The organism is Thermonema lapsum (genome assembly GCF_011761635.1).
In the GTDB taxonomy this organism is placed as follows: domain Bacteria; phylum Bacteroidota; class Bacteroidia; order Cytophagales; family Thermonemataceae; genus Thermonema; species Thermonema lapsum.
This window is the reverse complement of the sequence record NZ_JAASRN010000001.1, coordinates 523095-549761: the sequence shown is the minus strand read 5'-3', so window position 1 is coordinate 549761 and position 26667 is coordinate 523095. Positions and strand designations below refer to the sequence as shown.

Below are 26667 nucleotides of genomic sequence, written 5' to 3'. Positions count from 1 at the left end.
CGTTTAGTACATCGATTCTCGTATCTTGTCAAATATTTTTTTGGCAGGGGCTGCCTCATAAAGAATACGGTACACCCCTTCCATGATGGGGCAGTGCACACCATAATGGCAGCTGATTTCATGGATGCCTTTGGCTGCATAATAACCTTCGGCAATCATCTTCATTTCCATTTGGGCAGACTTGACACTATAGCCTCTGCCTATCATATTGCCGAAAGTGCGGTTGCGGCTGAATTGAGAATATGCCGTTACCAGCAAATCGCCCAAGTAAGAGGTGTGGGTAAGTTCTCGGTGGAGCGGATAAATTGCGTCGATGAGGGCTTTCATCTCGCGCAGCGCATTGGCAACCAATACGGCTTGGAAGTTATCGCCAAACCCCAAGCCGTGAGCAATGCCGCAGGCAATGGCTATGATATTTTTCATGATGGCACAGTATTCCACACCGTACAGGTCGTCAAAAGGGCTTGCTTTTACATAACGACAGCTCATCAGCCGAGCAAACTCTTCGCTAATAGCTAAATTTAATGAAGCGATGGTTAAATAAGACTGCCGTTCCAAAGCGATTTCCTCGGCATGGCATGGTCCGGCAATGACTGCCATATTTTCTTCGGCAAGCTCAAATTCGCGGCTTATCCATTGGGTTACCAAAAGGTGCTCTTCTGGTATAACGCCCTTTACACCCGATACTACTTTTTTAGAAAGCCAATGCTTGGCGGTCGTAGAAGAAAGTGCCTCTTTAACAAAGGCGGCAGGAATGGCTACTACTACCCAGCGGGCAGGGGCGAGCACTTCCGGCAGCGAGCTGCTGACGTGCACGACCCGTGCCGGATTGATTTCTACATCGCTCAGATAGTTTGGGTTGTGCCGATAGGTGCGTATATGTTCAGCAGTTTCCGGGTTACGCACCCACCAATGAATGGCAACTTGCTCGTTTTCCGACAATATTTTGACAATGGCGGTTGCCCAACTGCCACTGCCCAAAACAGCTATTTCTTGTTTCTGTGTACTGTTCATAGGCTTTCGGGTGGATAGCCCCAAGAGCACAAAAGCTGGGGAAGGAGGTTAGTCATTGACGCGAATAAGGAAGTACTTCTTTTTGCCCTGTTGAACCAACAGATACTGCCCTTGCAACAGCTCGAATTGTGGTTTAGCCTGCGGGTCAGTCACTTTTTCTTTATTCACGCTAACGCTGTTGGCTTGAATGGCTTTGCGAGCTTCTGACTTAGACTTGAAGATGACGCCTTGCGTGAGGATGGACAGCAGGTCTGTCATTGTTTCGCAGGCGTCGTACTCGCCCCGGCTGATGCTTACTTGGGGCACCCCTTCGAGTATCTCGAGCAGGGTTTGCTCGTCTATTCTATTAAGGGCTTCCACGGCATCTTTTTTAAAGAAAATTTCGGTGGCTGCCTGTACCTTTTCCAAGTCTGCGCGCGAGTGTATCCGTTCTGTAAGCTCTTCTGCCAAAGTATTTTGCAAGACTCGAAGATGTGGTGCTTGCCTGTGTTGCTCTATGAGGCTTTCTATTTCTTCGCGTCCTTTCAGGCTAAACACTTTGATGAGCCGCTCGGCGTCTTCGTCGCTTACGTTAATCCAGAATTGATAAAATTTGTAAGGCGAAGTCATGTTGGGGTCGAGCCATATGTTTTCGCCTCCTTCCGACTTGCCGAACTTGGTGCCGTCGGCTTTGGTAATGAGTGGGGTAGTGAGGGCAAAAGCTTCACCCCCGGCGATGCGGCGAATGAGTTCTGTGCCGGTAGTAATGTTGCCCCATTGGTCGGAGCCACCCATCTGTAGCTTGCAGTTTTTGTGTTGGTATAAGTAAAGGAAATCATAGCCTTGCATGAGCTGATAGGTGAATTCGGTGTAAGAGATGCCTGATTCCATGCGGTTCTTCACCGAGTCTTTTGCCATCATGTAGTTTACCGTGATGTGTTTGCCCACCTCGCGTAAAAACTGCAGGAAGCCAATTTCTTTGAACCAATCGTAGTTATTCAGCAACTCTGCCGAGCTTTTGCCCGCATCGAAATCCAAGAACTTAGCCAGCTGTTGTTGTATGCACTGCTCGTTGTAACGTATGGTTTCTTCTGAAAGGAAAGTGCGCTCGGCGCTTTTACCGCTGGGGTCGCCTATCATGGCAGTGGCACCACCTACCAAAGCAATGGGTTTATGCCCCGCCAGCTGAAAGTGCTTCAGAAGCATGATGGTAGCCAAGTTACCTATATGCAAAGAAGGAGCGGTAGGGTCAAAGCCTATGTAGGCAGTGGTTAACTCCTTATTGAGTTGCTCTTCGGTGCCCGGCATTACGTCGTGAAGCATGCCGCGCCACTTGAGCTCTTCTATAAACGATTTTTTCATGCTTGCTTTGATTTTTGTTGCGTGATTTGGGTGCCAAAACTAATGAATCGCGCCTAAAAAAGCGAACGGCATACGACAAGCTATTCGTCGAGGCTTGTGTTTGCTTGGTCTTTGAAGAACGCTCTTTTGTCGAGAAACAACTTTGTGAGTCATTCGTTTTTACTTATATTGGAACTATAACGAATTTCAGGGTATACTATGAAAGTCAATCTTCCTTTATTAAAAAGCTGGTGCGAGCAACAGTTCTCCCCGATGGCATGGCAGCGGATAAGCTTGCATGCCTATGAGCAGCTTAAAGACAAATATAGCCTGAAGGAACTACAAACACCAGAGCCGGACATGACTCTGGAAGGCAATGACTTGGCAGTAGTATGCGATGCTATTCGAGAGTTATATAAAGTGGAAGTACCACTCAATGATTTTTCTTAATCAAGGCAAGATATACATTGAACTAAAGGAGGAAAAGGTTATGTTGCGCATTGTGAAAATCAAAGAGACTTGTGAAAAGAAATTGTCGCCTTTGGCATGGCAGCGCATAGCTACACATTTGGCACCGTATTTTATGAAGAAATACGGCATTGGTTTGAAGGCGCTCTTCATGCCTTCAGAAGACCAACTCTGCGACGAGGAGGACTGGCAGCACATTGAATCTGTAGTGGAAAAGTTGTATCAATGCGCCCTTTCTAAAGAAGATTTCCTCATGTGATTGAAAGCAGCAGCTGTTTGTTGTTTTAATTCACAGAAAAGGAAGATTGACTTGTAGCCTTTCTCCTCATAAAACAAAAAAGCTCCCACCGGCAGGGAGCTTTTTTGTTTTCTACATACCTTCGCCGCCATCAAAATCGCCGCCGCCGTCAAAATTGTTATTCCGTCGCCGGTTCTGCCGGGTTTTCATTTGCTTGCCGAAGTTATATTGGAAACTAAACATAATGGTACGCGTATTGCCCCTGAACTCAAAGTAGTTGTAGAGGGCATCGGTACGGCGCTCACTACCAAAACGCATGCTTTGGGCTATGTCACGCACATTGAGGCTGAGCGTGCCTTTTTGCCGGAGTACTTTTTTGCTTACGCCTATACCATTCATAAAGAAAGCAAAGCGCGTGCCCTGTGCTGTGACTAAAGGCGAGCGGTAAAACAAATTGCCTTGTAGGCGCCAGTCGCCGGGCAGTGAAAGCGTCAGCATCGTGCGCACATCCCAGGCATAGTTATCGTTGAGCACTGACTCGTCGAGGTTTCTGCCGTCGATGATGAGCCGATAATAGGAACCACTAATGTTCCAATTGAGTTGGCGCGAAGGCTGGAAGTTGAAAATAAGTTCTCCGCCGTAGTTTTTTGAGGAAGCTACGTTTTGAGGGAAGTAAACGACAGTGTCCCCCCTTTGCTGCCCCAGTATGTCTTGAATAACATTTTGCGTGTACCTATAGAAAGTGTTAACTGTGATGTTGAATTTATTCCAGTCTTGCTGATAGCCTATTTCTACCGAGTGTGTCAATTCAGGACGCAGGAAGGGGTTGCCACTTCTTTGAATCAAGGGATTGCTGAAGCTGCGGAAGGGGTTCAGGCTTCCGAAAGAGGGGCGGTTGATGCGCCGGCTGTAGGTGGCTTTCACTTTCTTTGCGCCATCTATATTGTAAACCAAAGCGGCGCTTGGAAAGAGGTTGAAATAATCTAAGCGGAAGGTTTCCCCTGTATTGAGCAATTTCGATTCGGTATAAGTTTGTTCTGCGCGCAAACCCGTTTCCATCTCCCACTTGCCCAGCTTGGCAGCCCATAACGCATAGGCGGCATGCACTTGCTCTTGATAGCGAAACTCATTAGAAAAGTTGAGGTTGGTAGTCCATTCGTTGTTGATTTGGTCTTGTAGCAAGAAGTCGCGATTGATGAGACGTATAATACTTTTGGCACCGCTTTCGAGTTTCATGTTTTTCTGCAAGGGGCGTTTATAGTCTACCTGAAATACCCACATGCTGTTTTGGTTATCGTTGCTCGAGCGCTGCAAGAAATCTTCACCCTTGGGAGTGCCATCAGCCAAGAAGCGGTTTTCTTCAAAATTGCTGCCTTGGGTTTCCATGTTTTGATTGTATGAAGCGTAAGCCGTCAGGTTGTGTTCGCTTCCTTTGAGGCGCCAGTCATAGTTGAGTGAAATACCATAGTTGTTTTCGTTTTCATTTTCCCACGAGTAGCGGTAAAAGTAGTCAGTCATTTGCCGGTTGGCATCGAGGCTTGCATTGTATAAGTTTCGGTTCTGATACGAATCTTCCAGCCCGTAAACCCCTTCCAAGCGCAGTGAGTGTTTGTCGTTGATGAAATACTCGATGCCAGCGGTGGCAGTCCCCGAGCGTTGCATGCGGTACGAGTTTGTGTTTTGGTTTAAGAAAGGAGTGGCGTTCGGTAGGAAGTTTTCTCTGCGTACAGTGATTTTGCCAATGCGGGTGTCTTGGCGCCCATTCAAGCTGCCGTAAATGTTCCACTTAGGGGTTTGGTAGTTGAGGTCTATCCCTGTATTGTAGCGGTCATAATTACCGATGCTGAGCTGTGCTGTTCCATTGAGTCCTCTGTTTTGGGGACGCTTCAATATGATGTTGATGATGCCGGCACCGCCGTCGGCATCGTAGCGTGCCGAAGGATTGGTGATGACTTCGATGCGCTCTATAGAAGAAGCCGGAATGCGCTCGAGCAGCGCTTGCCTTCCGGTGCCTGTGAGCGCAGATTGTTTCCCGTTAATCAATATGGTTACATTCTGGCTGCCCCGTAAGCTAAGAGCGCCGTTTTCATCTACCTGCACCGAAGGGATATTGCGCAGGACGTCGGTGGCTGACCCGCCAGCATTGACCAAGTCTTTGCTTACCTCATAGGTGAGTGTGCCTATGCCTGTCTGCATCGTTTCCTTTTCGGCAACTACTTGCACTTCTTTCAGTGTTTTTGCATCTTGTCGCAGGGTGATGGTGCCCAATGAAATATCCTTGCCTGCAATTTCTATGGTTTTCTTGTAGGTTTGATAGCCAATAAATTCAATGCTGATTTCATATCTCCCATTGCGGGGAAATGAAAGGGTGAAGTTGCCTTCTTCATCGCTGCTTACCCCCGTAAAGGCTTGTGCTTTTTGCGGGATGCTGCCAACAATGGTAGCAAAAGGAAGGGGTTTGCCTTCGCTGTCTACCACTTTACCACTTACCTTGCCTTGTGCCCACAGGTTTGCTGTACTCAGCAGCAAACCCATCGCCAATAATACTCGTGTGTACATGCTCTTTTTTAGTTTGTTTAAGAATCACTACTCAGCAGTTAAGTTCTTTAAGCCAAGATTTGTTTCTATAACGACGGATGGGCAGCGTTTTGTATATCGCTTGCATCTTTTGTAGGCAATTATGTAGTTTATACTGCTGGAGCAATAAAAGCCCCGGAGGGCTTTTACTTATTTAATGATATTTGGCTTTAAAAAGTTTATTGTTTGATGCGGGGGCGTCGTTTTTTCTTGCTGCCTTCCGACACTTCAATGTTTACCCTCTTGCCTTTAATTTGACGGTTTTGCATCTGCCGTACAACCAGCTGGGCAACCTCTTGGGGCACTTCCACGAAAGAGAAGTTGTCGAGCAATTCTATTTCTCCGATGCTTTTGCCCGGAATGCCGGTTTCTCCGGCAATGGCGCCTACAATATCATTGGGGCGGATGCGGTCTTTTTTGCCTACGCTTAAAAACAGGCGGGTCATGGGCGCACGGTTGTGCTGGCTTTTACGCTTTGGGTGGCTGAAGTCTTGGTCGTAGTCATTGGACAAAAACGATGTTTTTTCCGGCTTGAAGTGCAGCGCTTCCTCTGCCTTGAGTAGGTGTCCCAACTGTTTTTGCAGAAACACCATTGCGAGGTCTTCGGGACGGATGCCTGTCTCATAAAGCTTATGCAGGGCGGTTTGTAATGCTTCCTGTGGTCTTTCTACCCGAAGGTTTTCTATCTCGGACTGTAATTTCTTTAAATGAAAGGCAAGAACGTCTTGGTTGCTGGGTGGCTCTATTTTGTTGATTTTGCCTTTAGTGTATCGCTCAATCTCACGCACTCTTTGTTGGTCTTTGCGCGAAGATACGAGGTTGATGGCTACGCCGTGGCGTCCAGCCCTACCGGTGCGTCCTATACGGTGCACATAGTACTCTTCATCCAAAGGCAGGTCGTAGTTGAAAACGGCTTCCACATTTTCCACATCAATGCCGCGTGCGGCTACGTCGGTGGCAACCAATACTTGGCAGTTGCCATTGCGGAATTGTTGCATGACTTTGTTTCTTTGGGCTTGCGACAGGTCGCCATGGATGACTTCGGCGCGTATGCCCAGACGACCGAGCGAGTCGGCTACTTCATCGGCTGTGCGTTTCATGTTGCAGAAAATCACACTTAGCTCGTAGCCGTGGGCTTGAATAAAACGGGCGATGAGTGGAGCCTTGAGTGCTTCTTTTACTTCGCAATAATATTGCTCAATACGCTCTACGGTCAGTTCTTTGGAGGCAATTTTTACTATCTGCGGATTTTTTTGATAGCGTTTGGTGAGTTCCATGATGGGGCGGGGCATGGTTGCCGAGAAAAAAACCGTTTGCTTTTCTTCGGGCACACGCTGCAAGATGTGTTCTATATCATCACGAAAACCCATATTGAGCATCTCATCGGCTTCGTCGAGCACAACCATATGCACGTGGTCGAGTTGGAGCGTGCCGCGATGCAGGTGGTCAATGACTCGCCCCGGCGTGCCTACAATGATTTGCACCCCTTTTTTAAGCGCTCTGATTTGTTTGTCGATGGACTCGCCGCCATAGATAGCCACGCTGTGAATGCCTTTTTGGTATTTGCTTAGCTTGTAGATTTCTTTTTCTACCTGTACGGCAAGTTCTCGGGTGGGGCAAAGCACAATGGCTTGCGGCGCTAGCAGTTCAGGGTCAATGCGTTCGAGTAGGGGAATGGCAAAAGCGGCGGTTTTGCCAGTGCCTGTTTGAGCCTGTCCTATGAGGTCTCTGCCCGATAGCAGAAAGGGGATGGCTTGCAATTGAATGTCTGAGGGGGTTTCATACCCCATGTCGCACACAGCTGAGCAAATCGCTTCGGATAACCCAAGCTGTTGAAAGTTGTGAATTTGTTGCATACTTTGTTTCCTTATCTTCCTTGCCGCTGTCTTTCCCTATGACAACAGCAAGTGACCAATAAGGAACGCAACGGCTTGGAATGATTCTATTTTTGAAAATATTAAAGCACAAAGTTAATGCTTTACTTTTACATGCGCAAACCAAATAACTTTTACAGCTTGAAAAAACATTGAGCATGCTATATAACTCCCCATTCCCCATTCTCCATTCCCCATTCTCCATTCTCAATTATCCATTCTCAATTATCCATTCTCCATTCTCAATTCTCCATTCCCCATTGGAAACACCCCCTGCACCAGCCCCTTTTTGTGCTGCTCCAACAATTCAATTTTTTCCGTTTGGGCAGCGATGAGGTCATCTAAGGACGAGAGGCAAGCGGCGATTTTTTGTTGTTCGGCTGGGTTAGCAACAGCAATTTGATGATGCTTGTAATCAGAGTAATATATGTGGGGTATTCCAGCACCTTTTACATAGCTAGAAAAATTAACAGTGTTTAAAAGATAATAAGCCCACACTAAGTTGTATTTTTTCTCATCTTTAGTTTTCAGAGCAGACAATGTCCCCAAAATAGAGGTTTGTGCTTTGCATAGATTTAGTCTGCCAACCCCTGAACCGTCCTTCACAATTGAAATGTATGGCTCTTTTTGTTGAAAATCGTCAATATATCCTACTATGCCATCAGCACCATAAACTGCATATCCGGTTGTTTTTAGTTCCAGTTTATTTAATGCTAAATCGGAACTTTCAACCGCAAGTATGTCCCCCAACCTCTTCACCTCCCACTCCTCTGCATTTTGAAATTCGGGGAATCGGAGGCGGGGCACGGTTTCGCCCTCTTGTGGGAAGAGCTGTTGCAGCAGTCCTTTTTTGTGTTGTTGCAGCAGGGCTAACTTTTCCCGCTCGCCTGCTATCACTTCATCTAAAGACGAGAGGCAAGCAGCGATTTTTTGTTGTTCGGGGAGGGAGGGGAAGAGAAATTCAACTTGAAGAAATTCTTTTGGGTGAATTCTTTTCGACCCTGTTCCAGTTGATAACTTTTCAAGATTAGTGTAAATTTTTTCTTGCCCTAAATAATAAACGAAGTAATAAGGGTCATAACCACTATTAAAATCGAAGGCTGGAATATCCTGAGAACTTTCAAAACCATCTAACTCATCTGGGATTATTCCAAATGCACCTTTGTGTAAATTTTGCTTTCCATAAATGAACTGACCTTTTCTTCTTTTGAAGAAAATAGTTGCATCTTCTGCTTCAGTTCCTCTATATTCACGTTTCTGCACTCCCTTTTGATTAAGGCGAACAGTTATCCTCTTTCGAGGGTCATTTTCCTCTGAACGGATACGACTTTCTACCAAAACCTCCCCCAACCTCTTCACCTCCCACTCTCCTGCATTTTGAAATTCGGGGAAGCGGAGGCGGGGTAGGCGGGGGCTGTCGTTAGGCGTTTTCATGGTGTCGATTTTTCGTATGTGCTCACTAAATCATGGATTTTATGCCAAAAAAGTTGTGAAGTGTACAAATAGGTGCAAAAATATTGCAAAAATGCAAATGGGAAAATAGGGGATAAAGTAATGCCAGTCTATTGGGAAGGCATGTAAAAAGATGATAGAAGACATGTGAGCATAACCCATTGCCTGCTTTCTTTCGAAAAGAAACGGAAACTTATCTATATTTAGCGCTGGCAAAGTGATTTAAAAAACAACAGCTATGAGTGTGAAAAACAAAAAAAAGATTCTTTTCCTTGACCGCGATGGTACTTTGATAGTAGAACCACCAGAAGATTTTCAAGTGGATAGCCTTGAAAAACTACAATTTGTGCCTAAGGTCATTACTGCCCTGCACAAGGTGGTAACCCACAGCGACTACCTGCTGGTGATGGTTACCAACCAAGATGGCTTGGGTACTGATGCCTTTCCCGAGCAGGCTTTTTGGGCACCGCATCAAAAGATGATGCAGACCTTTGAACAGGAAGGCATTCGCTTCTTTGGTGTTCATATAGACCCTACCTTTGAACACGAAAATGCCCCCACGCGCAAACCGCGCACGGGCATGCTGACCCACTACATGGAAAGCGAAGACTATGATTTAACAGGCTCTTTTGTAGTAGGCGACCGCCTCAGCGATGTGCAGTTGGCTGCCAACTTAGGGTGCCGGGCTATTTTGTACACAGCAGACGAGGAAAAGTACCGCCGTTGGAAAGCAGAAGAAGAGGCATTAAAAAAGCAGTTTCCTTGTTTGTGTCTGGTTTGTAACGATTGGCATCAGTTGGCTGACTATTTGCTGATTCACAAAAGCCGTAGGGCTCAGGTGTGGCGCCAAACCAATGAAACGAAAATATCCATTACTTTGGACTTAGACACTCCTGCCGAACCTTCCATCCAAACCGGCATCCCTTTTCTCGACCACATGTTGCATCAGCTGGCGCGGCATGGGGCGCTGGGCTTGGAGGTCCAAGTAGCAGGCGATTTGGAAGTAGATGAGCACCACACCATCGAAGACACTGCCTTGGCATTAGGACAGGCTTTTGCCCAAGCCCTGGGTAAAAAATGGGGAATTCGCCGCTATGGGCACTTCCTCCTGCCCATGGACGAGTCTATAGCACAAGTAGCTGTTGACTTTTCCGGGCGCCCTTATTTGAACTTTCATGCCGTCTGGCACCGTGAGCGGGTAGGGGGCATGCCTACCGAGATGGTAAAGCATTTCTTTGCTTCTTTTTGCCATACGGCTGCTTGCAATCTCTATATGAAGGTAGAAGGCGAAAATGACCACCATCAAATAGAGGCTCTTTTTAAGGCTTGGGCGCGTGCCTTGCGTATGGCAATAGAAATTACAGATACTGGCTTGCCTTCTACCAAGGGAACCCTTTAAAAACTTTATATTTGCCCGCGTGAAATCAACGCAACCATAAAAAAGCTTTTCATGATGACTTCTTTCCAAATACTTGGGCACGAAGATACCCGTTCCGGCTTTGGTGATGGGCTGCTTGAGGTCGGCAAGCAAAATCCAGAGGTGGTAGCCCTGTGTGCCGACCTCACCGGCTCGCTTAAAATGACAGCTTTTCAAAAAGCATTTCCCGACCGCTTTTTTGAGGTAGGTATCGCCGAAGCCAACATGATGGGGATTGCCGCAGGATTGAGCATCGTCGGTAAAATACCTTATACCGGCACTTTTGCCAACTTCTCCACCGGGCGCGTATATGACCAAATACGCCAGTCCATTGCCTATTCTCATAAAAACGTAAAAATATGCGCTTCGCATGCCGGCATCACACTGGGCGAAGACGGCGCTACCCACCAAATCCTCGAAGACATCGGCATGATGAAGATGCTGCCCGGCATGGTGGTTATCAATCCTTGCGATTACAACCAAACCAAAGCCGCTACCATTGCCATTGCCGAACACTACGGACCCGTTTATTTGCGTTTTGGGCGCCCGAAAGTACCTGTGTTTATTCCCCCAAACACCCCCTTTGTCATTGGCAAAGCGCTGCATCTGTTGCCCGGTAAAGATGTAACCATCTTTGCCACCGGACATATGGTATGGAAGTCCATAGAAGCAGCCGAGCAGCTGGCAAAAGAAGGCATATCGGCAGAAGTAATCAATATACACACCATCAAGCCGCTCGACGAAGAGGCGGTTTTGGATGCCGTAAGCACCACAAGAGCCGTAGTTACTGCCGAAGAACACCAGCGCAACGGTGGTTTGGGCGATAGCATCGCTCAATTGCTGGCACGTAAGCTACCGACACCCATGGAGATGGTGGCGGTCAACGACTCGTTTGGCGAAAGCGGCAAGCCCGAAGAGCTGATGGAAAAATATGGTCTTTCGACTCGCCATGTGGTGGAAGCTGTCAAACAAGTACTTGAAAGAAAAAAATAAAGTCATAGACAATTAAACCTTCGCTGCCCGGCGGTATCTAAAAAGCGGCATGAAAAAAGACCTGTGCAAACAGGTCTTTTTTGCCTTGAAGTAACCACGTATTGCTAATGGAAGACAAGGATATTCTGGCTTTGATAAAAAAAGAAGAGAGCCGGCAATATGGATTTCAACGGTTGGTGCGCAAATACCAAAAACAAGTATATTATCACATTCGCCGCATGGTGGTGAGCCATGAAGATGCCGACGACCTGACGCAAGAAACCTTCGTAAAAGTATGGCAAAACATAGATAAGTTCAGAGAAGACGCCAAGCTTTACACTTGGATTTACCGCATTGCCACGAACGAAGCCCTTCGTTTCTTGGACAAAAAAAAGCGGCGTTGGGGCTTGCCGCTGGTCAATGTGGAAGAGCAGCTCGAAAAACTGCTCGATAAGGGCACCCACATCAGCGCCGATGAAATCAGCCTCAAATTACAGAAAGCCATGCTTCGCCTGCCCGAAAAACAGCGCCTTGTGTTCCAGATGAAATATTTCGACGACATGAAATACGATGAAATAGCCGAAGTGTTGGGTACGACCGTTGGCAATCTGAAGGCAGCCTACCACTGGGCAGTGAAAAAAATAGAAGCCTATTTAATGCAAGATTAAACCTTACATGTGCCAAGTGTGTCTAAAATACGTTGAAAGGAGAAACCGCTTAAAACAAGCAGAAGATGAACTGGTATGAAGAAGGCAAAAAGCCGCTCTTCGAAGTACCAGAAGGATACTTTGAAGAGCTGCCACAACGCATACAAAAAAGGATAGAAGCCAGCAAAAGGCGCCCGGCTTGGTATGTTTCCATCGTACGTGCTTTAAAACAACCGCAGTGGGCTGTATCGGTGTCGGTGGCTATGCTGGCGGCATTGGTGTTTTGGTTTTCGCCTCGTGCCCCCAAACATGAACGCCTCATTGAGCACGTAGGCGATGAAGTACTCATGGAGTATTTGTCTCATGTCTTGCCTTCTTCTCATTTGATTGAAGAGTTGCCCGAAGACGAGTGGAAAGAAATTATGGATGCGTTGGAGCTGGAAGCAGAAACATGGAAATACGAAGACAAGCTGCCGGCAGAAACGCAAGATGAAGCCTCTTTTGATTCACTGGAGAAGTCTTCCACTCGGCAGCTATAATTTAGACAAACTGTTCAATGAATGCTATGAATCGCTTTTGGAATGCTTGTACGCTTGCATGTGCGTTGTATCTTTTGCAAGGAGTGGGCTGCTTGCAGCCGGCAACAGCACAAGGACAGACCGGTGGCAGATGGCAACAGATTGTAGAAGCGCGCAAAGAGTTTATCAAATCACGCATACGCTTGAAAGCAGAACAAGAAGAGCGCTTCTGGAAAGACTATGAAGAATATATGCGGGCGCGCCAACAATTGCTTGTGGAGCGTCGCCGTCTGAGACCTGAAGCAGTGAGCCGTACCGCCACCGATGCCGAGTTGTATGCTTTCATAGAACAGCACACAGCACTCAAGAAAAAAGAAATAGAACTGGAAGAGCTGTATTATCGTCGCTTTAAGTCGTATTTGACTGCCGCCCAGCTCTTCGAGCTTTACAAAACAGAGGAGGACTTCATGCGGTGGTTGTTACAGGAATTGCGCGAGCGCAGGCGTTGAATCACAGAAAGGCTTCCCCTTGTCTCAGGGCAGTTGTCTCGCGGTTTTAATCTTTTTATTGCAAGGCATTGCTCTACGCCTTGTTTCTTCAGTATCCAGTTGAGTGGACATCCGCTGACTTCGCTTTTTTATTGAAATAAGGCGTCTGCGACTGAAAAAACAAACCTTCTGCAGAGATTTTTCATGCTTCTGCAGAAGGTTTCTCGTGTTTGAGCTGGGGAATAAGCCCAATGCTCCACAAATAAGCCTTATTGCTTGTTGGCTTTGAGTGTAATGCTCAGGTTTACCTCAGAATTGATGATTTTGTCTTCTACGGTTTGCCCTTTACCGTAGTTGACGTTCCAATCGTAGCGGTTGATGTTGAACTTAGCTACTGCTTCCACGTTGTTGTCCGATACAGTGACTTTGGCAGGGAATGTAATGCCTTTAGTTACACCTTTGATGGTCAAGTTGCCGCTTACTTCATGGGTGGGGTCGGCAATGCTGAAGTTGGGGTCTACCTCGCCGCGCTCTTTGGTGTTGTCCCATGCTTTGATTTCAGTGATTTCGAAGGAAGCTTCGGGGTAAGTCTCTACTTCAAAAAAGTCAGCACTTTTAAGGTGCCCCGTCAACTTTTGATTTTCCTTGCTGCCCTCAGGCAGGTCAATAACTGTCAGGCTGTTCATGTCCACTACAAACTTGCCGCCTACCAATTCGTTGTTTTTTACATACAGTTCGCCGCTTTTGAGCTTCAGGAAGCCTTCATGACGGTTTCCTACTTTTTTACTGCCAATCCAGCCTATACGGCTATTTTCTAAATCTACACTGTAAGTAATCGCTTGTGCCTCAGCTTGGGCTTGTTCTTCGGTTTTGGCTTGTGCTTCACCGGTTTCAGCTTTGTCGCTTTCTGGGGTGCTTTCGCAGCTCAAAAGCAAGCCGCTAAAGGCTACTACGCTCAGTGCATAAAACAGTTTTTTCATGGCTTATTTTGGTTTTAGTTTTACAATGCGAATATAAAAGGGAATCAATGCAATACAAAATCAATGTACCAACATTGATTATTATTGTTTGCAAAACTTAAAACATGAAGCGTTTTTGTTTGGTTCAAGTTGCCAAAATATAAGGTATTCACTGCTGCCCTTATTGTAAAAAGAGTGCTACTTTTATAGTATGATTTTTACCGGCAAAAAATTCCGTCTTTCCTATGTCTTCTTACTATGACGAACAAAGTCAGGAATCGTTATCGACTCGTCTGCAGATGATTATTGAAAGTGCTGTGGACGGCATCATCACCATTGACGAACACGGCATCATCGAAACGTTTAATCGTTCGGCAAGTCTCATTTTTGGTTATGAGCCCGCCGAAGTCTTAGGAAAAAACATAAGTATCTTGATGCCAGAGCCTTACCGCTCGGCACATGACAGTTATATTACCCGTTACCTGAAAACGGCTGAAAAGCGCATCATAGGTATCGGGCGTGAGGTGTTGGGGCAGCGAAAAGACGGAACCGTTTTCCCTTTTTTCTTGAGCGTGGGCGAGGGGGTAGTCAACGGGCGGCGCATTTTTACCGGTATTGTACGTGATATGAGCGAGCAAAAAGCAGCTGAACAAAAAATACGGGATTATGCCAAGGCATTGGAGCAAAGCAACCGCGAGCTGGAAAGCTTTGCTTACATCGTGTCTCATGATTTGCAAGAGCCCTTGCGCAAGATACAGGCTTTCGGGGAGCGTCTGCTCAAGAAAGAAGCAGAGCGCCTTTCTGAGCAAGGAAAAGATTACCTGCAGCGTATGTTGAATGCCGGAGAGCGCATGCAACGTCTTATAGAAGACTTGTTGCGTTTTTCGAGGATTACCTCTCGACCCCAACCCTATGAATCTTTGACCCTCGCCGCAGTGATAAAGGAGGTACTGGCTGACCTAGAGTGGCAAATAGAGCAGCGACGTGCCTCGATAGATATTGAAGGCGGAGAACTGGTTTTTGAAGCCAGTAAACACCAGATGCATCAACTGTTTTTGAACCTGCTAAGCAATGCTTTGAAATTTCAGAAAGAGGAAGTTCCCCCACACATACACATTCGTGGCAGCAGCTATGAGGCAGATGGCAAAGAATGGTTGAAAGTGGAAGTTGCCGATAATGGTTTGGGATTTAATGAGCAATTTGCCGAAAAAATATTTGTAATATTTCAACGGCTGCACCACAGCTACGAAGGTACAGGCGTTGGACTTGCCATCTGCAAGAAGATTGTGGAGCAGCACGGCGGCAGGATAGAGGCACACAGTCGCGAAGGCGAAGGAAGCACTTTTATCATCTATTTGCCGATTAAGCAAACTATGGTATGAACACAAAACAACCGCGCTCATGATAGAACAACAAATCAGTGTGTTGCTTATCGACGATGATGAAGAAGACTACCTTATTTTGCGTGAAGTAGTGCAGGACATCCCTTTTCGCGGTACACGCTATACCGTAGACTGGACTCCAGACATCAAGCAGGCATGGGAGGCTGTGAAAAATGCTGCCTATGACGTGTATCTGGTCGATTACTTGTTGGGCGTGCATGATGGGCTTTCGTTTATACGTAGAGCGGTGGAAGAAGGCTGTATGCAACCCATGATTTTGCTTACAGGGCAAGACAATCCTATTATTGACGAGCAAGCTATGTTGGCAGGGGCGGCAGACTATCTAGTCAAAGGACGCTTCGATGCCGACCAACTCGAGCGGGCAGTGCGCTACTCTATGCAGCACGCCAAAAATATGTATGAGATTAAACTGCTGAACGAATACCTTGAAAAGCGGGTGGAAGAGCGTACCAAGCAGCTGCGCGAAGCCTATCAGCAGGTAAAGCAGGCTCTTGATAAAGAGAAAGAACTCAACGAATTGAAGTCCCGCTTTGTGGCAATGGCTTCCCATGAATTTCGCACCCCTTTAAGTGCCATCCTTTCGTCTGCTTCGCTGATTGCCCGTTATGACAAAACAGAACAGCAGCCGCAGCGCCTCAAGCATGTGCAGCGCATTCAGAAGTCGGTGCAGAGCCTCAATGCCATCTTGAATGAATTTTTGTCTTTAAGCAAAATAGAAGAAGGGCGGGAAAGCGTGCAGCCCAAACCAACCGATTTGGTATCCTTGGTGCAAGACCTGTGCGAAGAGCTCAACCCTCTGTGTAAAGAAAATCAGCACATCCTTTGCAAACTTCCCGGCAGCTCCTTGCCTTGGGTACAAGATGAACGCATCTTGAAAAACATATTGACCAACCTTTTGAGTAATTCCCTGAAATATTCTGACAAAGAGGTGGAACTGATAATGCAGCCCCTCGACAACAAAACACTGCGCATCGAAGTGAAAGACTATGGCATTGGCATACCCGAAGAAGAACAAAAATATGTGTTTACGCGCTTCTTTCGGGCAGGCAATGCCACCAATGTATCAGGCACCGGCTTGGGTTTACACATAGTGAAAAAATATGTAGATTTGATTGGCGGCGATATCTCTTTCCAAAGCCGCGAAAACCAAGGCACAACCTTTTATCTAACTATTCCACACCTATGAGCAAAAAAATACTAGTAATTGAAGACCATGACGACATCCGCGAGAACATCATAGAAATATTGTCCTTATCGGGATATGAGGCAGAGGGTGCCCGTAATGGCAAAGAGGGACTGGAGAAAGCGCAAAAGCAACTGCCCGACCTGATTATTTGCGACATCATGATGCCAGAGCTTGACGGTTACAGCGTCTTGAAAATACTGGCGCAGAAGCCCGAAACGGCTTCCATCCCCTTTATCTTTCTGACTGCCAAAACCGAGCGCAGCGACATCCGCAAGGGCATGAGTCTGGGCGCCGACGACTATCTGACCAAGCCCTTCGAAGAAAGCGAATTGCTCGAAGCAGTAGAGGCTCGTTTCCGCAAGCAGGAATTGCTGCAAAAGCACTACGCCAACACTGTCCAAGGAGTGAAGTCTTTTGTGCAGGATGCTAAGCACTGGATAGACCTATTGCATCCCGAAGACTACAAAACCCAAACATACAAGAAAAAAGAAACCATCTATTGGGAAGGTGAAGAGCCGCATTTCATCTATCTGGTAGAAAGCGGCGAAGTAAAAACTTTCCGGGTGAGTACCGACGGCAAGGAATTGATAACTGCCGTGTATAAGCCCGGGGACTTCTTCGGTTATCTGGACGTAATGTCCGGCGATAAACACAACGACACGGCAGAAGCCTTACAAGACACCGAATTGCTGCTGATTCCCAAGCGAGACTTTTTGCATCTTATATCGAGCAACCCCTCGGTAGCTGTCCGTATGGTTAAGATGTTGGCAGGAGCAGTCAAGGAAAAAGAAGAAAGCTTGCTGCAGATGGCTTATGACTCGGTGCGTCGGCGTGTAGCCAAAGCATTGGTGAAACTTGCAGAAGACGATTTCAATGCCGAAGTGCACCTCTCACGCGAAGAGCTTGCCAACCTCGTGGGGATTGCCAAAGAAACCTTGATTCGTACCCTTTCCGATTTGAAAGCAGAAGACTTGATTGCTGTGAAAGGCAATACCATCCGTGTCGTAGAACCAGAAAAACTCCTGCGCATATAGTACCTCATGCTCATCATAACTACATAAAGAGATGCACGAGCAACCATCAAGCGAACGTAAGCAAATAGGAGGGTACTGGTTTGTCCGTTATGAAAAAGAGACTTTCTTGCCCGAGCAGATGCTTCAGCGGGCAAAAGAATTCTTTGAATGGGCAAACAGCCGCCGCACCGTCCGCGATTTCTCTGACAAGCCAGTGCCTCGCGAGGTGATTGAATATGCCATACGTACAGCTTCCACAGCACCTTCCGGCGCCAATAAACAACCATGGACCTTTTGTGTGGTAGAAAGCCCCGCACTGAAAAAAGCCATACGCCAAGCCGCAGAGCGTGAAGAATACGAGAACTATCATGGGCGCATGAGCGAAGCTTGGCTCAAAGACTTGGCACCTCTGGGCACCGACTGGCAAAAGCCTTTTTTGGAAACGGCTCCCTACTTAATAGTTGTCTTTAAGCGAATATATGAAATGGATGATGAAGGCGCCAAGCGGCAAAATTATTATGTAACGGAGTCGGTAGGTTTGGCTTGCGGCATGTTGCTCTTGGCGTTGCATCATGCCGGTTTGGTAGCGCTTACCCATACCCCAAGCCCCATGAACTTTCTGGGCAAGCTGCTGGAACGCCCCGACAACGAGCGTCCTTTCCTGCTTATCCCCGTGGGCTACCCGGCAGAAGAAACATTTGTGCCCGACATTGAACGCAAACCTTTGGAGCAAGTTTGTGTTTGGTATTCTTAAAAGGATAAATTGTATCTTTGCCCGAAAACGAATCACTGACCCTTATGGAGCGTATTTTACCGGATGATGCATGGAATTGGGATTTTCTCGACGATGAGCAAACAACAGAAACGCCCTCTTCCCAAAAGTGGAAAACAGCCGAAGGCATCCATATAAAATCAATTTATGCACTTGACGACATAGCTTCTTTGCCTAACCGGCATTTTATTGCGGGGGCGCCCCCTTATCTGCGCGGTCCTTATCCAAGCATGTATGTTCAATCTCCTTGGACTATTCGGCAGTATGCTGGTTTTTCTACCGCCGAAGAATCCAATGCTTTTTATCGTCGTAATCTGGCTGCTGGGCAAAAAGGCTTGTCTGTTGCCTTCGACTTGCCCACCCACCGCGGCTATGACTCTGACCATCCCCGTGTGGTAGGCGACGTAGGCAAAGCCGGCGTGGCAATAGATACCGTCGAAGATATGAAGATTCTATTCGACGGCATTCCTTTAGACCAGATGTCAGTTTCTATGACCATGAACGGCGCCGTCTTGCCTATTATGGCGTTTTATATTGTGGCAGCCGAGGAGCAGGGCGTAAGCCAAGAGAAACTGTCGGGCACTATACAAAACGACATCCTCAAAGAGTTTATGGTGCGCAATACCTACATTTACCCGCCCGAAGCAAGCATGCGCATCATAGGCGATGTCTTTGCTTACACGGCAAAGTATATGCCCAAATTCAACTCCATCAGCATCAGCGGCTACCACATGCAGGAAGCAGGTGCCACCGCCGACCTCGAGCTGGCTTATACCTTAGCCGATGGTTTGGAGTACATACGTACCGGTCTGAAAGCAGGGCTGAACATCGACGATTTCGCCCCGCGTCTTTCTTTCTTTTGGGCAATTGGCATGAACCACTTCATGGAGATAGCCAAGATGCGTGCCGGGCGCTTGCTGTGGGCAACCATCGTCAAGCAGTTCAACCCGCAGAATCCCAAGTCGATGGCATTGCGCACCCATTGCCAAACCTCGGGCTGGAGCCTCACTGCCCAAGACCCTTTCAACAACGTGGCGCGCACCTGCATCGAAGCGTTGGCTGCTGCGCTGGGGCATACCCAGTCGCTGCACACCAACTCGCTGGATGAAGCCATCGCTTTGCCTACCGACTTTTCGGCACGCATCGCACGCAACACGCAGTTGCTGCTTCAACTCGAAACCGACATTACGTGCAGTGTAGACCCCTTCGGTGGCAGCTATTACATAGAAGCACTCACCATGGACTTGTGCCGGCGGGCATGGGCGCACATACGCGAAATAGAAGCCTTGGGGGGCATGACCAAAGCCATAGAGACCGGCTTGCCCAAGATGCGTATAGAAGAAGCCGCTGCCAAAAAACAAGCACGCATAGACGCGGGTAAAGACATTATATTGGGCGTGAATAAATTCAGAGTGGAAGAAGAGCCCGACATAGAGATTTTAGAGGTGGACAACACCCTGGTGCGGCAAAAGCAAATTGAGCGTATCCAGCAAGTAAAAACCCAACGCGACGAAGCCGCCGTGCAACAAGCGCTGGAATCACTTACACGCTGTGCCCAAACCGGCAAAGGCAATTTGCTCGAGCGAGCCGTAGAAGCTGCCCGCCGCCGTGCCACTTTGGGCGAAATATCCTACGCCTTAGAAAAAGTCTTTGGACGCTACAAAGCCATGATTCGTTCCATCTCGGGCATCTATGCCGCCGAAGTATCCGACGATGAGCACTTCCGAACAGCACAGCAAATGGCAGACCGTTTTGCGGAATTGGAAGGGCGGCGTCCCCGCATTATGATTGCCAAAATGGGACAGGACGGGCACGACCGCGGTGCTAAGGTCATTGCGACCAGCTTTGCCGACTTGGGGTTCGATGTGGATGTAGGACCTCTCTTCCAAACCCCCGAAGAGGTGGCGCGGCAAGCCGCCGAAAATGACGTGCACGTGGTGGGCGTGTCGAGCCTTGCCGGTGGACACAAAACCTTGGTACCACAACTCATCGAAGAGCTGAAAAAAATAGGACGTGACGATATCCTTGTGGTCGTGGGCGGGGTCATTCCGCCACAAGACTTTGACTTCTTGTATAAAGCCGGTGCCACAGCCGTCTTTGGACCCGGCACCATCATTGCCGTGGCGGCTCAGCGCATTCTGGAAATCCTATTGGCTGACATAGAGCAAGAGCAAGCCGATGCATGATTTGTTCAGCCTGCTCAAAGAGTATAAGTCCTATCTATGGCGCATCAGTGTCGGCATGGTGGGGCTTATGCTCTTTATTTTAGCCATAAACTATGGCGAAGAGTACTTTTCGCCAGCGCCGCGCCTGATGGAGCAGCCCCGTGCTCAGCAGTTGCAGTCTGTCAAGCGATGGCTTCGCTGTCGCTGCCTCACCACACATGCCCCGCAGGGCGACACGCTTGTGGAAGAGTACCTTCTGGGCTATGATGGGGCAGGGCGCCTGCGTGCGCACAATCAGCATATTTTTTTCCATTATGATTCCTTGAACCACCTCCAGAGTATCGACATCTACCACGATAATCAGGGATACAGTGGGCGCCGTCTGCACTTCCGTTATCTTTCGTTGCCGCCAGCTACACCTTTTTCATTGGTAGAAGCCACACTGTTGAAAATCCGAGACAAGCAAATCCTCTCTACTTCTTACTTCGTGGCATTGCCCTGCCCGCCGCAACAAGCGGCATGGTACGAATATTTACCTTCGGAAGAACCCCTCACAGACTTGCCCAAAAAACAAAAAGAAGAAATATGGCTTATGCAAAAAGGTGAAAAGCAGCTGTATTGGCTTTTCGATGACTATGCGCGTTTAACCGAAGAAATAGAGCTGGACCCTTATTTGCCTACTGCCTATGCCCTGCTGCGTCGTCGTTTTGCCTACGATGCCAAAGGCTTGTTGAGCGAAATCATACAAACGGATTCCATCATTAACCCGGGACGAAATATATTCAGACAAACAGGCAAGCACCTGTATCGATATGAGTATGAAACGCCAGAGCGCCCTGTGCTCTATGAGCAGTTGCTCTGGAACGGGGTGGAGTGGAAGCTCGAAGTGCGCAGAAAATGCCGCTACGAGCCTGTAGAAAGGCAGACCGTTCCGCCAGAAGATTAGCAATTTTAAAAGTCATATTGTAGTTTTGTGCGTTGCGAAATAATGAACTCATGGAGTATATCAAAGGATTGATTGGTATTATCGTACTTTTGGCATTAGCCGTTCCTTTTTCTAAAGACAGAAAAGCTATCAATTGGCGCTTGGTCATCATCGGCGTTTTACTGCAAGTGTTTTTTGCCTTCATGATATTGCGGGTCGAATGGGTAGCGCTCATGTTTAAAGCGGTCAGTGAAGCCTTTGTAACCTTTCTGAACTTCTCTTTGAAGGGCGCCGAATTTATCTTTGGCGACCTGGCAAAAAACAGCGACAGTATGCCGGGTACTCGACACTCCTTGGGTTTTATCTTTGCTTTTCAAGTGCTGCCTACCATCATTTTTTTTTCTACGGTTTCGGCAGCACTTTATTATTTGGGCATTTTGCAAAAAATCGTTTATGGCATCGCTTGGGTGATGAAGCGTACCATGGGGCTTTCTGGTCCCGAAAGTCTTGCGGCTGCTGGTAATATATTTTTAGGACAAACCGAAGCACCGCTTTTGGTGAAGCCCTTCGTGGAGAAGATGACCATGTCGGAGTTGATGTGTTTGATGACCGGCGGCATGGCAACCATCGCTGGTGGGGTATTGGGTGCTTATGTTTCGTTTTTGGGGGGCGATAACCCTGCCGACCAAGCCCGCTTTGCCGCTCATTTGCTGAGTGCTTCTATCATGAGCGCTCCAGCTGCCATCGTCATGGCTAAAATACTGTATCCCGAGCTGGAGCCCGAAAAGGTAAATCAGAAGCTGGAGGTGTCCAAAGAAAGCATTGGCGTGAACCTTATCGATGCCATGTCGAACGGTGCTGCCGACGGGCTCAAACTGGCACTGAATGTAGGAGGCATGTTGTTGGCTTTTATTGCTGTGATTGCCCTGCTCAATGCAGCCTTAGGACAGGTGGGCGCTTGGCTGGGCATAAATGATGCCATTGCTCAGTCCACCCATCAGTTGTTCCCAGGACTTTCGCTTGAGTACCTCTTAGGGCAAATAGGGCGCCCCTTGGCTTTCTTGATGGGGGTAGATTGGAATGAATCTTTGTTGGTAGGCAGTCTTATAGGACAAAAAACAGCTATAAACGAATTCGTAGCCTACGTGGAATTGGCAGCTGTGAAAGACAAACTCAGCGAGCGCGCTTTGCTCATTGCTACTTATGCCCTGTGTGGTTTTTCCAATTTTAGCTCTATAGCCATCCAAATTGGAGGCATAGGGGGGATGGCTCCTGCTCGTCAAAGTGATTTATCTCGTTTGGGTATGCGTGCCCTTTTGGGTGCCAGCTTGGCTTGTTTTATGACGGCTACCATTGCCGGTGCTATTGCCGGTTAAGCGGGATTCTTTTCAAAAGAAAAAAACCAAAGCGGCAGGTGTTTCATCACTTGCCGCTTTGGGTTGCTTAGGCTTTCACTTCTTGGGCAGGGTTCCCAAATACCATAGCACCTTCTTTTACATCGCGCAGCACCACACTGCCTGGCGCTATCTGTGCCCCTTCGCCTATTTTTACCTTAGGCGCAATGGTGGCACCGGCACCCACATACACACCAGAAGCTATTTCGGCGTGGTGCCCTACCACCGCGCCAGCACCTACTTCTACGTGGTCATGCAAGTGGGCATGGTGGTCAATTACTGCCCCCGCATGAACAATGTTATAGCTACCCATCTTGGCAAAGGTATTGAGTATAGCACCGGCAGCTACTAAATTGCCATAGCCCAGCTCTAAAGGGCTGCTCAGCACCGCCAAGCGATGAATAGCATTGACAGGCACTACCTTGCGCCGTTCACGCAGCATCTGGATGCGTGCTTTGCGTTTAGCCAAATCGTCTTCTGCAACGAAGGCTTCGCATTTGGCACCTATGAGCTTCAAAAAGCCGTGGTCATCGGGGTGCCCCATGACCGCTACATAGTTGATTTCGGTATTGTGCAGGCTTTTGTCTTCATCCAGAAAACAATATACGACAATGTCGTTGCTGTTGAAGATGTCCAAGGCGAGTGCACCCAAGTTGCCGGCGCCAAATATGATTACAGGATTCTCCATAAGTCTTTTTTGCAGGCAAAGGTCTTAATTTTTCTCATAGACTGCAAAGTATGCATTGGCATACACAAGACGGCTGCCATCGATGGTTGATTTGTCCCGAGGCATGAGGCAAAGGGCAGGAGTTGGGCAGGGCGCTTGTTGAGGAGGGTAGGCAACTTGCGCGGGCATCTGTTTCGTGTGCTTTTGGTAAAGCAAAGTGGTATATACCCAGTCGTCGCGGGTCTCTATGCAGCGAGTCTCTGCCGGAATTGCCGCTATGGCTTCGTGTAGAGCAAAGTAATTTGCCCATGACTTGCGGAAAGTCCATGCGTTGTGCAGCTGTAGCCACAAGGCAAGCAAAGCATACAGCAGGCACAACTGCCATTTATAGGTGCTGAGGCGGGCAAGCATCCACCAGAAAGGCAAGGCAAGAAAAAGCCACACACGCGTCGGAGGCATGAAGCCCTGCAGGGCAGCCATTGCCCAAGGGATGCCTATAAGGCAGAGCGCTGCGCAGTCTTCTTCTTTCAAAGAAATAACTTTGAAGCTCAATGTAATCATGTATATCATTCCTATGCTCAGCCACAGGATGGTTATGAACGCATTTTTAAAAAGAAAGAGCAGCACCGACCAGAGGTAGTTAGGAAAGAGGCGGAGCCATTCCGTATGCGATACAGAAGCAATAAAAGGCGATTGCCAGAAAAACACCCCTTGCGTGAGTACGAAGGGCAGATACAAAAGAGCCGTGAGGCATAGTATCTGCAAATGTAAGCCCCAGACCCATCGCTTTTGGAAGCCGTATGACCACCCACAAGCCACTGCCAAAGCAAAGTAGGCGTAAAGATGCGTGGGCAAAGTGTAGAATGCCATACCTTGCGCAATAAGGAACAGGCGGCGTGCAAGTGCTGAAGCCTCAAGAGCAGGAAGTGTACGCAAAGCCAACATCAACCAAAAGCATTGCAGCAGGTAGCCACGTCCCAAAGTAGCATACACGGCAAGCCCTTCTATGCTGTGAAAACCTACCGCCAGCAAAGTAGCCGTGGCTGCGGGCAAGCGCAGCTTGCGCAGGGCGGTGTCCATCAACAGCGCGTGGAGGGCAACGGTTGCCAGCAAGGTAGGCAGTTTGATAGCCCAAAAAGCGGGGAGCAGTTTATCGAAGCAGGCAGCCAGCAGGTAGTAGAGTACATGGTGGTTGGGTCCCGGATAGTAGGACATACACACAAGCACTCCCCGCCGGATAAGGTGCACATACCCAAAAGCTTCATCTATATGGGGCAGGGGAAAGCGCGCCGTCTGAAAGGCATACCATATGCCTATGCCCAAAGAAGTTACGGCTAAGGTGTAGCGGGCAGTTGTGTTTTGTTGGTAAAAAAATAAAATACTTTTAAGTTCAAAGTTTGTTTCTTTTATCAATAGCAAACTATTTTGCCATACACGCGGCAATAAGAGATAAAGCAGTGCCGGGCAGCTTGCCACAACAAAGCGCACAGCATGCCAGCGCCAAGCTGGAAACAGTTCTTGCAGCTTCTGGCTTTGTGTGTGTGAGAGGGCATAATGTTCAGAAATCCATCCTATCAATTGCTCATAAGTACAGCTCTGAAGCAGTAGCAAGAGGAGGATAAAAATGCCCCCTGCCAAGCATAGCCTTTTCCCGAGTAGCTTCTGCATAAGCTTTGGTTTAAGATGCAAGATATGAAATTGAAGAAAGCCATTGGGCGCTGATGCCCTGTGCAGGCTTTTGGTCATGCCTGCCAAGCCAAAGTTGCCCTTTTCTGCTTGCTTGGGTCTTTCGTAGCATAGCAAGCGGCTTTTGGGCACATGCCGATATTTTCTTGGGCTGGGCGCCACGGGCAGTAGCCCGCAAGGTAATGAAAGAGCTCATTGTGGACTGGCACGGCGAAGCCATAGCACAAAGCAACGGCAGCGTGGTTTACCGCTTCGAGCAGCCAGCTTTTGAGCTGAAAGAAGCCAAGCGCCTGCGTGCCCAGCGCAACGACGACTTCGACAGCGAAAATACCTATATAGAACTAAAAAGCTGATTATCAACATCTTAAACAAATTCAAGTCGTCGATCGCCTTCTTTTGGGAAGAAAAAAGCACAGAATCGCGAGTGCTTTTCAGAAAAAACAGCAGGTAAATAGCTGACTATCAACGAATTAACCAAAGTCGTCGAACTCCAGGCAAAATTACACTATTGCCGTTCGACGACTTTTTACATTTCTTTCAGAAAAAAAATACCGCTTACGCTTGACTTATTCGCATATTTCCTCTATATTTACCACGAGTTTTAATCGCACCAATGTGGAATTGAAATGAGATGTTGGGGTGCACGATGGGTAGCGGCGACGGGCGTTTTAATCGCACCAATGTGGAATTGAAATCTGCTGCGCGGGTAGATACGTGCAAGCGCCAATAGTTTTAATCGCACCAATGTGGAATTGAAATTACTGCTTTTCCAGCACTTTCCGTCCAAACGCATCCAGTTTTAATCGCACCAATGTGGAATTGAAATATCTGATACGGTGGACTATTTTCTAATGGAGTACTGTTTTAATCGCACCAATGTGGAATTGAAATCGTCGTCATAGCTCTCAAACCAAACATGCCTTAGGTTTTAATCGCACCAATGTGGAATTGAAATTAAGGCGTCCTTTTTTCTGTTAAAACTCGCTGCTCGGTTTTAATCGCACCAATGTGGAATTGAAATTTCAAACCCTGCGCTATCAAACTTTGTGCGTACTGTTTTAATCGCACCAATGTGGAATTGAAATTTTTATACTTTTCGGCGTCTATTTGCTTTATTTGCGTTTTAATCGCACCAATGTGGAATTGAAATAGCGAAAATAAAGTCTTTGACCACCACGCAGGAGGTTTTAATCGCACCAATGTGGAATTGAAATTTCAGGAGCTGGAGGCAAAGGTAGACGAAATAAGCGGGTTTTAATCGCACCAATGTGGAATTGAAATTTGCGTTTGCGTACCGATATCTTTCGATGCTATTCATGTTTTAATCGCACCAATGTGGAATTGAAATTCGCACGTAATCAATTTAGACACGCTGCAAGAATAGTTTTAATCGCACCAATGTGGAATTGAAATGCTTCAAGTACGCTAAAACCGGTGATGCGGCGAAAGTTTTAATCGCACCAATGTGGAATTGAAATGCTACTCTTCAAAAACATGAAAGATGTAACACTT

23 protein-coding genes and 1 CRISPR repeat array (1 of these 24 cut by a window edge) are annotated in these 26667 nt (G+C 47.6%); of the genes, 15 read left to right on the top strand and 8 right to left on the bottom strand.

Translation table 11 applies throughout. The annotated features are described in order from the left end of the window. Window positions 1-3: 3 nt before the first annotated feature. A complete protein-coding gene (locus tag FHS56_RS02350) occupies window positions 4-1014 on the bottom strand; it encodes an NAD(P)H-dependent glycerol-3-phosphate dehydrogenase (protein ID WP_166918272.1) in 1011 nt (336 codons plus the stop codon). A 48-nt stretch (window positions 1015-1062) separates the two neighbouring features. Next, the gene (tyrS, locus tag FHS56_RS02345; RefSeq protein ID WP_166918271.1) at window positions 1063-2355 is read right to left on the bottom strand and encodes a tyrosine--tRNA ligase; all 1293 of its coding nucleotides are present in this window, start codon (window positions 2353-2355) and stop codon (window positions 1063-1065) included. A gap of 252 nt (window positions 2356-2607) precedes the next feature. On the opposite strand from tyrS, the gene FHS56_RS02340 reads away from it, so the two are divergent. Beyond that, window positions 2608-2784: a hypothetical protein gene (locus FHS56_RS02340; protein ID WP_166918270.1), complete on the top strand. Its 177-nt coding sequence runs from the start codon at window positions 2608-2610 to the stop codon at window positions 2782-2784. Window positions 2785-2824: 40 nt separating this feature from the next. Continuing rightward, the gene (locus tag FHS56_RS02335; RefSeq protein WP_166918269.1) at window positions 2825-3061 is read left to right on the top strand and encodes a hypothetical protein; all 237 of its coding nucleotides are present in this window, start codon (window positions 2825-2827) and stop codon (window positions 3059-3061) included. A 111-nt stretch (window positions 3062-3172) separates the two neighbouring features. Here FHS56_RS02335 and FHS56_RS02330 read toward each other — a convergent pair whose 3' ends face one another. From FHS56_RS02330 to FHS56_RS02320, 3 genes are all read right to left on the bottom strand, one after another. Continuing rightward, window positions 3173-5599, bottom strand: a complete 2427-nt coding sequence (locus FHS56_RS02330) for a TonB-dependent receptor domain-containing protein (RefSeq protein ID WP_166918268.1) — start codon at window positions 5597-5599, stop codon at window positions 3173-3175. Between the two features lie 197 nt (window positions 5600-5796). Continuing rightward, window positions 5797-7473: a DEAD/DEAH box helicase gene (locus FHS56_RS02325; protein WP_166918267.1), complete on the bottom strand. Its 1677-nt coding sequence runs from the start codon at window positions 7471-7473 to the stop codon at window positions 5797-5799. Window positions 7474-7716: 243 nt separating this feature from the next. After that, entirely contained in the window at window positions 7717-8925 is a 1209-nt protein-coding gene (locus FHS56_RS02320; protein ID WP_166918266.1) for a restriction endonuclease subunit S, read from the bottom strand. Window positions 8926-9181: 256 nt separating this feature from the next. On the opposite strand from FHS56_RS02320, the gene hisB reads away from it, so the two are divergent. From hisB to FHS56_RS02295, 5 genes are all read left to right on the top strand, one after another. After that, a complete protein-coding gene (gene hisB / locus FHS56_RS02315; RefSeq protein ID WP_166918265.1) occupies window positions 9182-10342 on the top strand; it encodes a bifunctional histidinol-phosphatase/imidazoleglycerol-phosphate dehydratase HisB in 1161 nt (386 codons plus the stop codon). A gap of 54 nt (window positions 10343-10396) precedes the next feature. Further along, window positions 10397-11353 carry a transketolase family protein gene (locus FHS56_RS02310; protein WP_166918849.1) on the top strand — a complete coding sequence of 319 codons (957 nt, stop codon included), beginning with the start codon at window positions 10397-10399 and terminating at the stop codon, window positions 11351-11353. Between the two features lie 107 nt (window positions 11354-11460). Continuing rightward, window positions 11461-12000: an RNA polymerase sigma factor gene (locus FHS56_RS02305; RefSeq protein WP_166918264.1), complete on the top strand. Its 540-nt coding sequence runs from the start codon at window positions 11461-11463 to the stop codon at window positions 11998-12000. Between the two features lie 65 nt (window positions 12001-12065). Next, window positions 12066-12518, top strand: a complete 453-nt coding sequence (locus FHS56_RS02300; protein ID WP_166918263.1) for a hypothetical protein — start codon at window positions 12066-12068, stop codon at window positions 12516-12518. Window positions 12519-12544: 26 nt separating this feature from the next. Next, window positions 12545-13006, top strand: a complete 462-nt coding sequence (locus FHS56_RS02295) for a hypothetical protein (RefSeq protein WP_166918262.1) — start codon at window positions 12545-12547, stop codon at window positions 13004-13006. Between the two features lie 248 nt (window positions 13007-13254). On the opposite strand, the gene FHS56_RS02290 is transcribed toward FHS56_RS02295, so the two are convergent. Next, the gene (locus tag FHS56_RS02290; protein ID WP_166918261.1) at window positions 13255-13965 is read right to left on the bottom strand and encodes a YceI family protein; all 711 of its coding nucleotides are present in this window, start codon (window positions 13963-13965) and stop codon (window positions 13255-13257) included. Window positions 13966-14189: 224 nt separating this feature from the next. Between FHS56_RS02290 and FHS56_RS02285 the strand changes: the two genes are divergently transcribed. The 7 genes from FHS56_RS02285 to FHS56_RS02255 are packed head-to-tail and all read left to right on the top strand — an operon-like array spanning window position 14190 to window position 22784. Beyond that, window positions 14190-15326 carry a sensor histidine kinase gene (locus tag FHS56_RS02285; RefSeq protein ID WP_166918260.1) on the top strand — a complete coding sequence of 379 codons (1137 nt, stop codon included), beginning with the start codon at window positions 14190-14192 and terminating at the stop codon, window positions 15324-15326. A 19-nt stretch (window positions 15327-15345) separates the two neighbouring features. After that, the gene (locus FHS56_RS02280) at window positions 15346-16533 is read left to right on the top strand and encodes a hybrid sensor histidine kinase/response regulator (RefSeq protein WP_166918259.1); all 1188 of its coding nucleotides are present in this window, start codon (window positions 15346-15348) and stop codon (window positions 16531-16533) included. Continuing rightward, window positions 16530-17567, top strand: a complete 1038-nt coding sequence (locus FHS56_RS02275; protein ID WP_166918258.1) for a response regulator — start codon at window positions 16530-16532, stop codon at window positions 17565-17567. The genes FHS56_RS02280 and FHS56_RS02275 overlap by 4 nt, the downstream gene beginning before the upstream one ends. Window positions 17568-17598: 31 nt before the next feature. Continuing rightward, the gene (locus FHS56_RS02270) at window positions 17599-18300 is read left to right on the top strand and encodes a nitroreductase family protein (RefSeq protein WP_166918257.1); all 702 of its coding nucleotides are present in this window, start codon (window positions 17599-17601) and stop codon (window positions 18298-18300) included. A 44-nt stretch (window positions 18301-18344) separates the two neighbouring features. Then, window positions 18345-20504: a methylmalonyl-CoA mutase gene (gene scpA / locus FHS56_RS02265; RefSeq protein ID WP_166918256.1), complete on the top strand. Its 2160-nt coding sequence runs from the start codon at window positions 18345-18347 to the stop codon at window positions 20502-20504. Then, window positions 20497-21429 (top strand): hypothetical protein, encoded by a 933-nt coding sequence (locus FHS56_RS02260; protein ID WP_166918255.1) that lies wholly within the window; start codon window positions 20497-20499, stop codon window positions 21427-21429. The genes scpA and FHS56_RS02260 overlap by 8 nt, the downstream gene beginning before the upstream one ends. Window positions 21430-21479: 50 nt before the next feature. Continuing rightward, window positions 21480-22784 (top strand): NupC/NupG family nucleoside CNT transporter, encoded by a 1305-nt coding sequence (locus FHS56_RS02255; RefSeq protein ID WP_166918254.1) that lies wholly within the window; start codon window positions 21480-21482, stop codon window positions 22782-22784. A gap of 67 nt (window positions 22785-22851) precedes the next feature. Here the strand turns inward: FHS56_RS02255 and FHS56_RS02250 are convergent, their stop codons facing one another. Both FHS56_RS02250 and FHS56_RS02245 read right to left on the bottom strand, forming a co-directional pair. Further along, window positions 22852-23490 carry an LbetaH domain-containing protein gene (locus FHS56_RS02250; RefSeq protein ID WP_166918253.1) on the bottom strand — a complete coding sequence of 213 codons (639 nt, stop codon included), beginning with the start codon at window positions 23488-23490 and terminating at the stop codon, window positions 22852-22854. 24 nt (window positions 23491-23514) lie between these two features. Next, window positions 23515-25137: a hypothetical protein gene (locus FHS56_RS02245; RefSeq protein WP_166918252.1), complete on the bottom strand. Its 1623-nt coding sequence runs from the start codon at window positions 25135-25137 to the stop codon at window positions 23515-23517. 53 nt (window positions 25138-25190) lie between these two features. Between FHS56_RS02245 and FHS56_RS02240 the strand changes: the two genes are divergently transcribed. Beyond that, window positions 25191-25508 carry a hypothetical protein gene (locus FHS56_RS02240; protein ID WP_166918251.1) on the top strand — a complete coding sequence of 106 codons (318 nt, stop codon included), beginning with the start codon at window positions 25191-25193 and terminating at the stop codon, window positions 25506-25508. 245 nt (window positions 25509-25753) lie between these two features. After that, window positions 25754-26667: direct repeats of the CRISPR family, unit length 30 nt; unit sequence GTTTTAATCGCACCAATGTGGAATTGAAAT (it continues 1537 nt past the right edge of the window).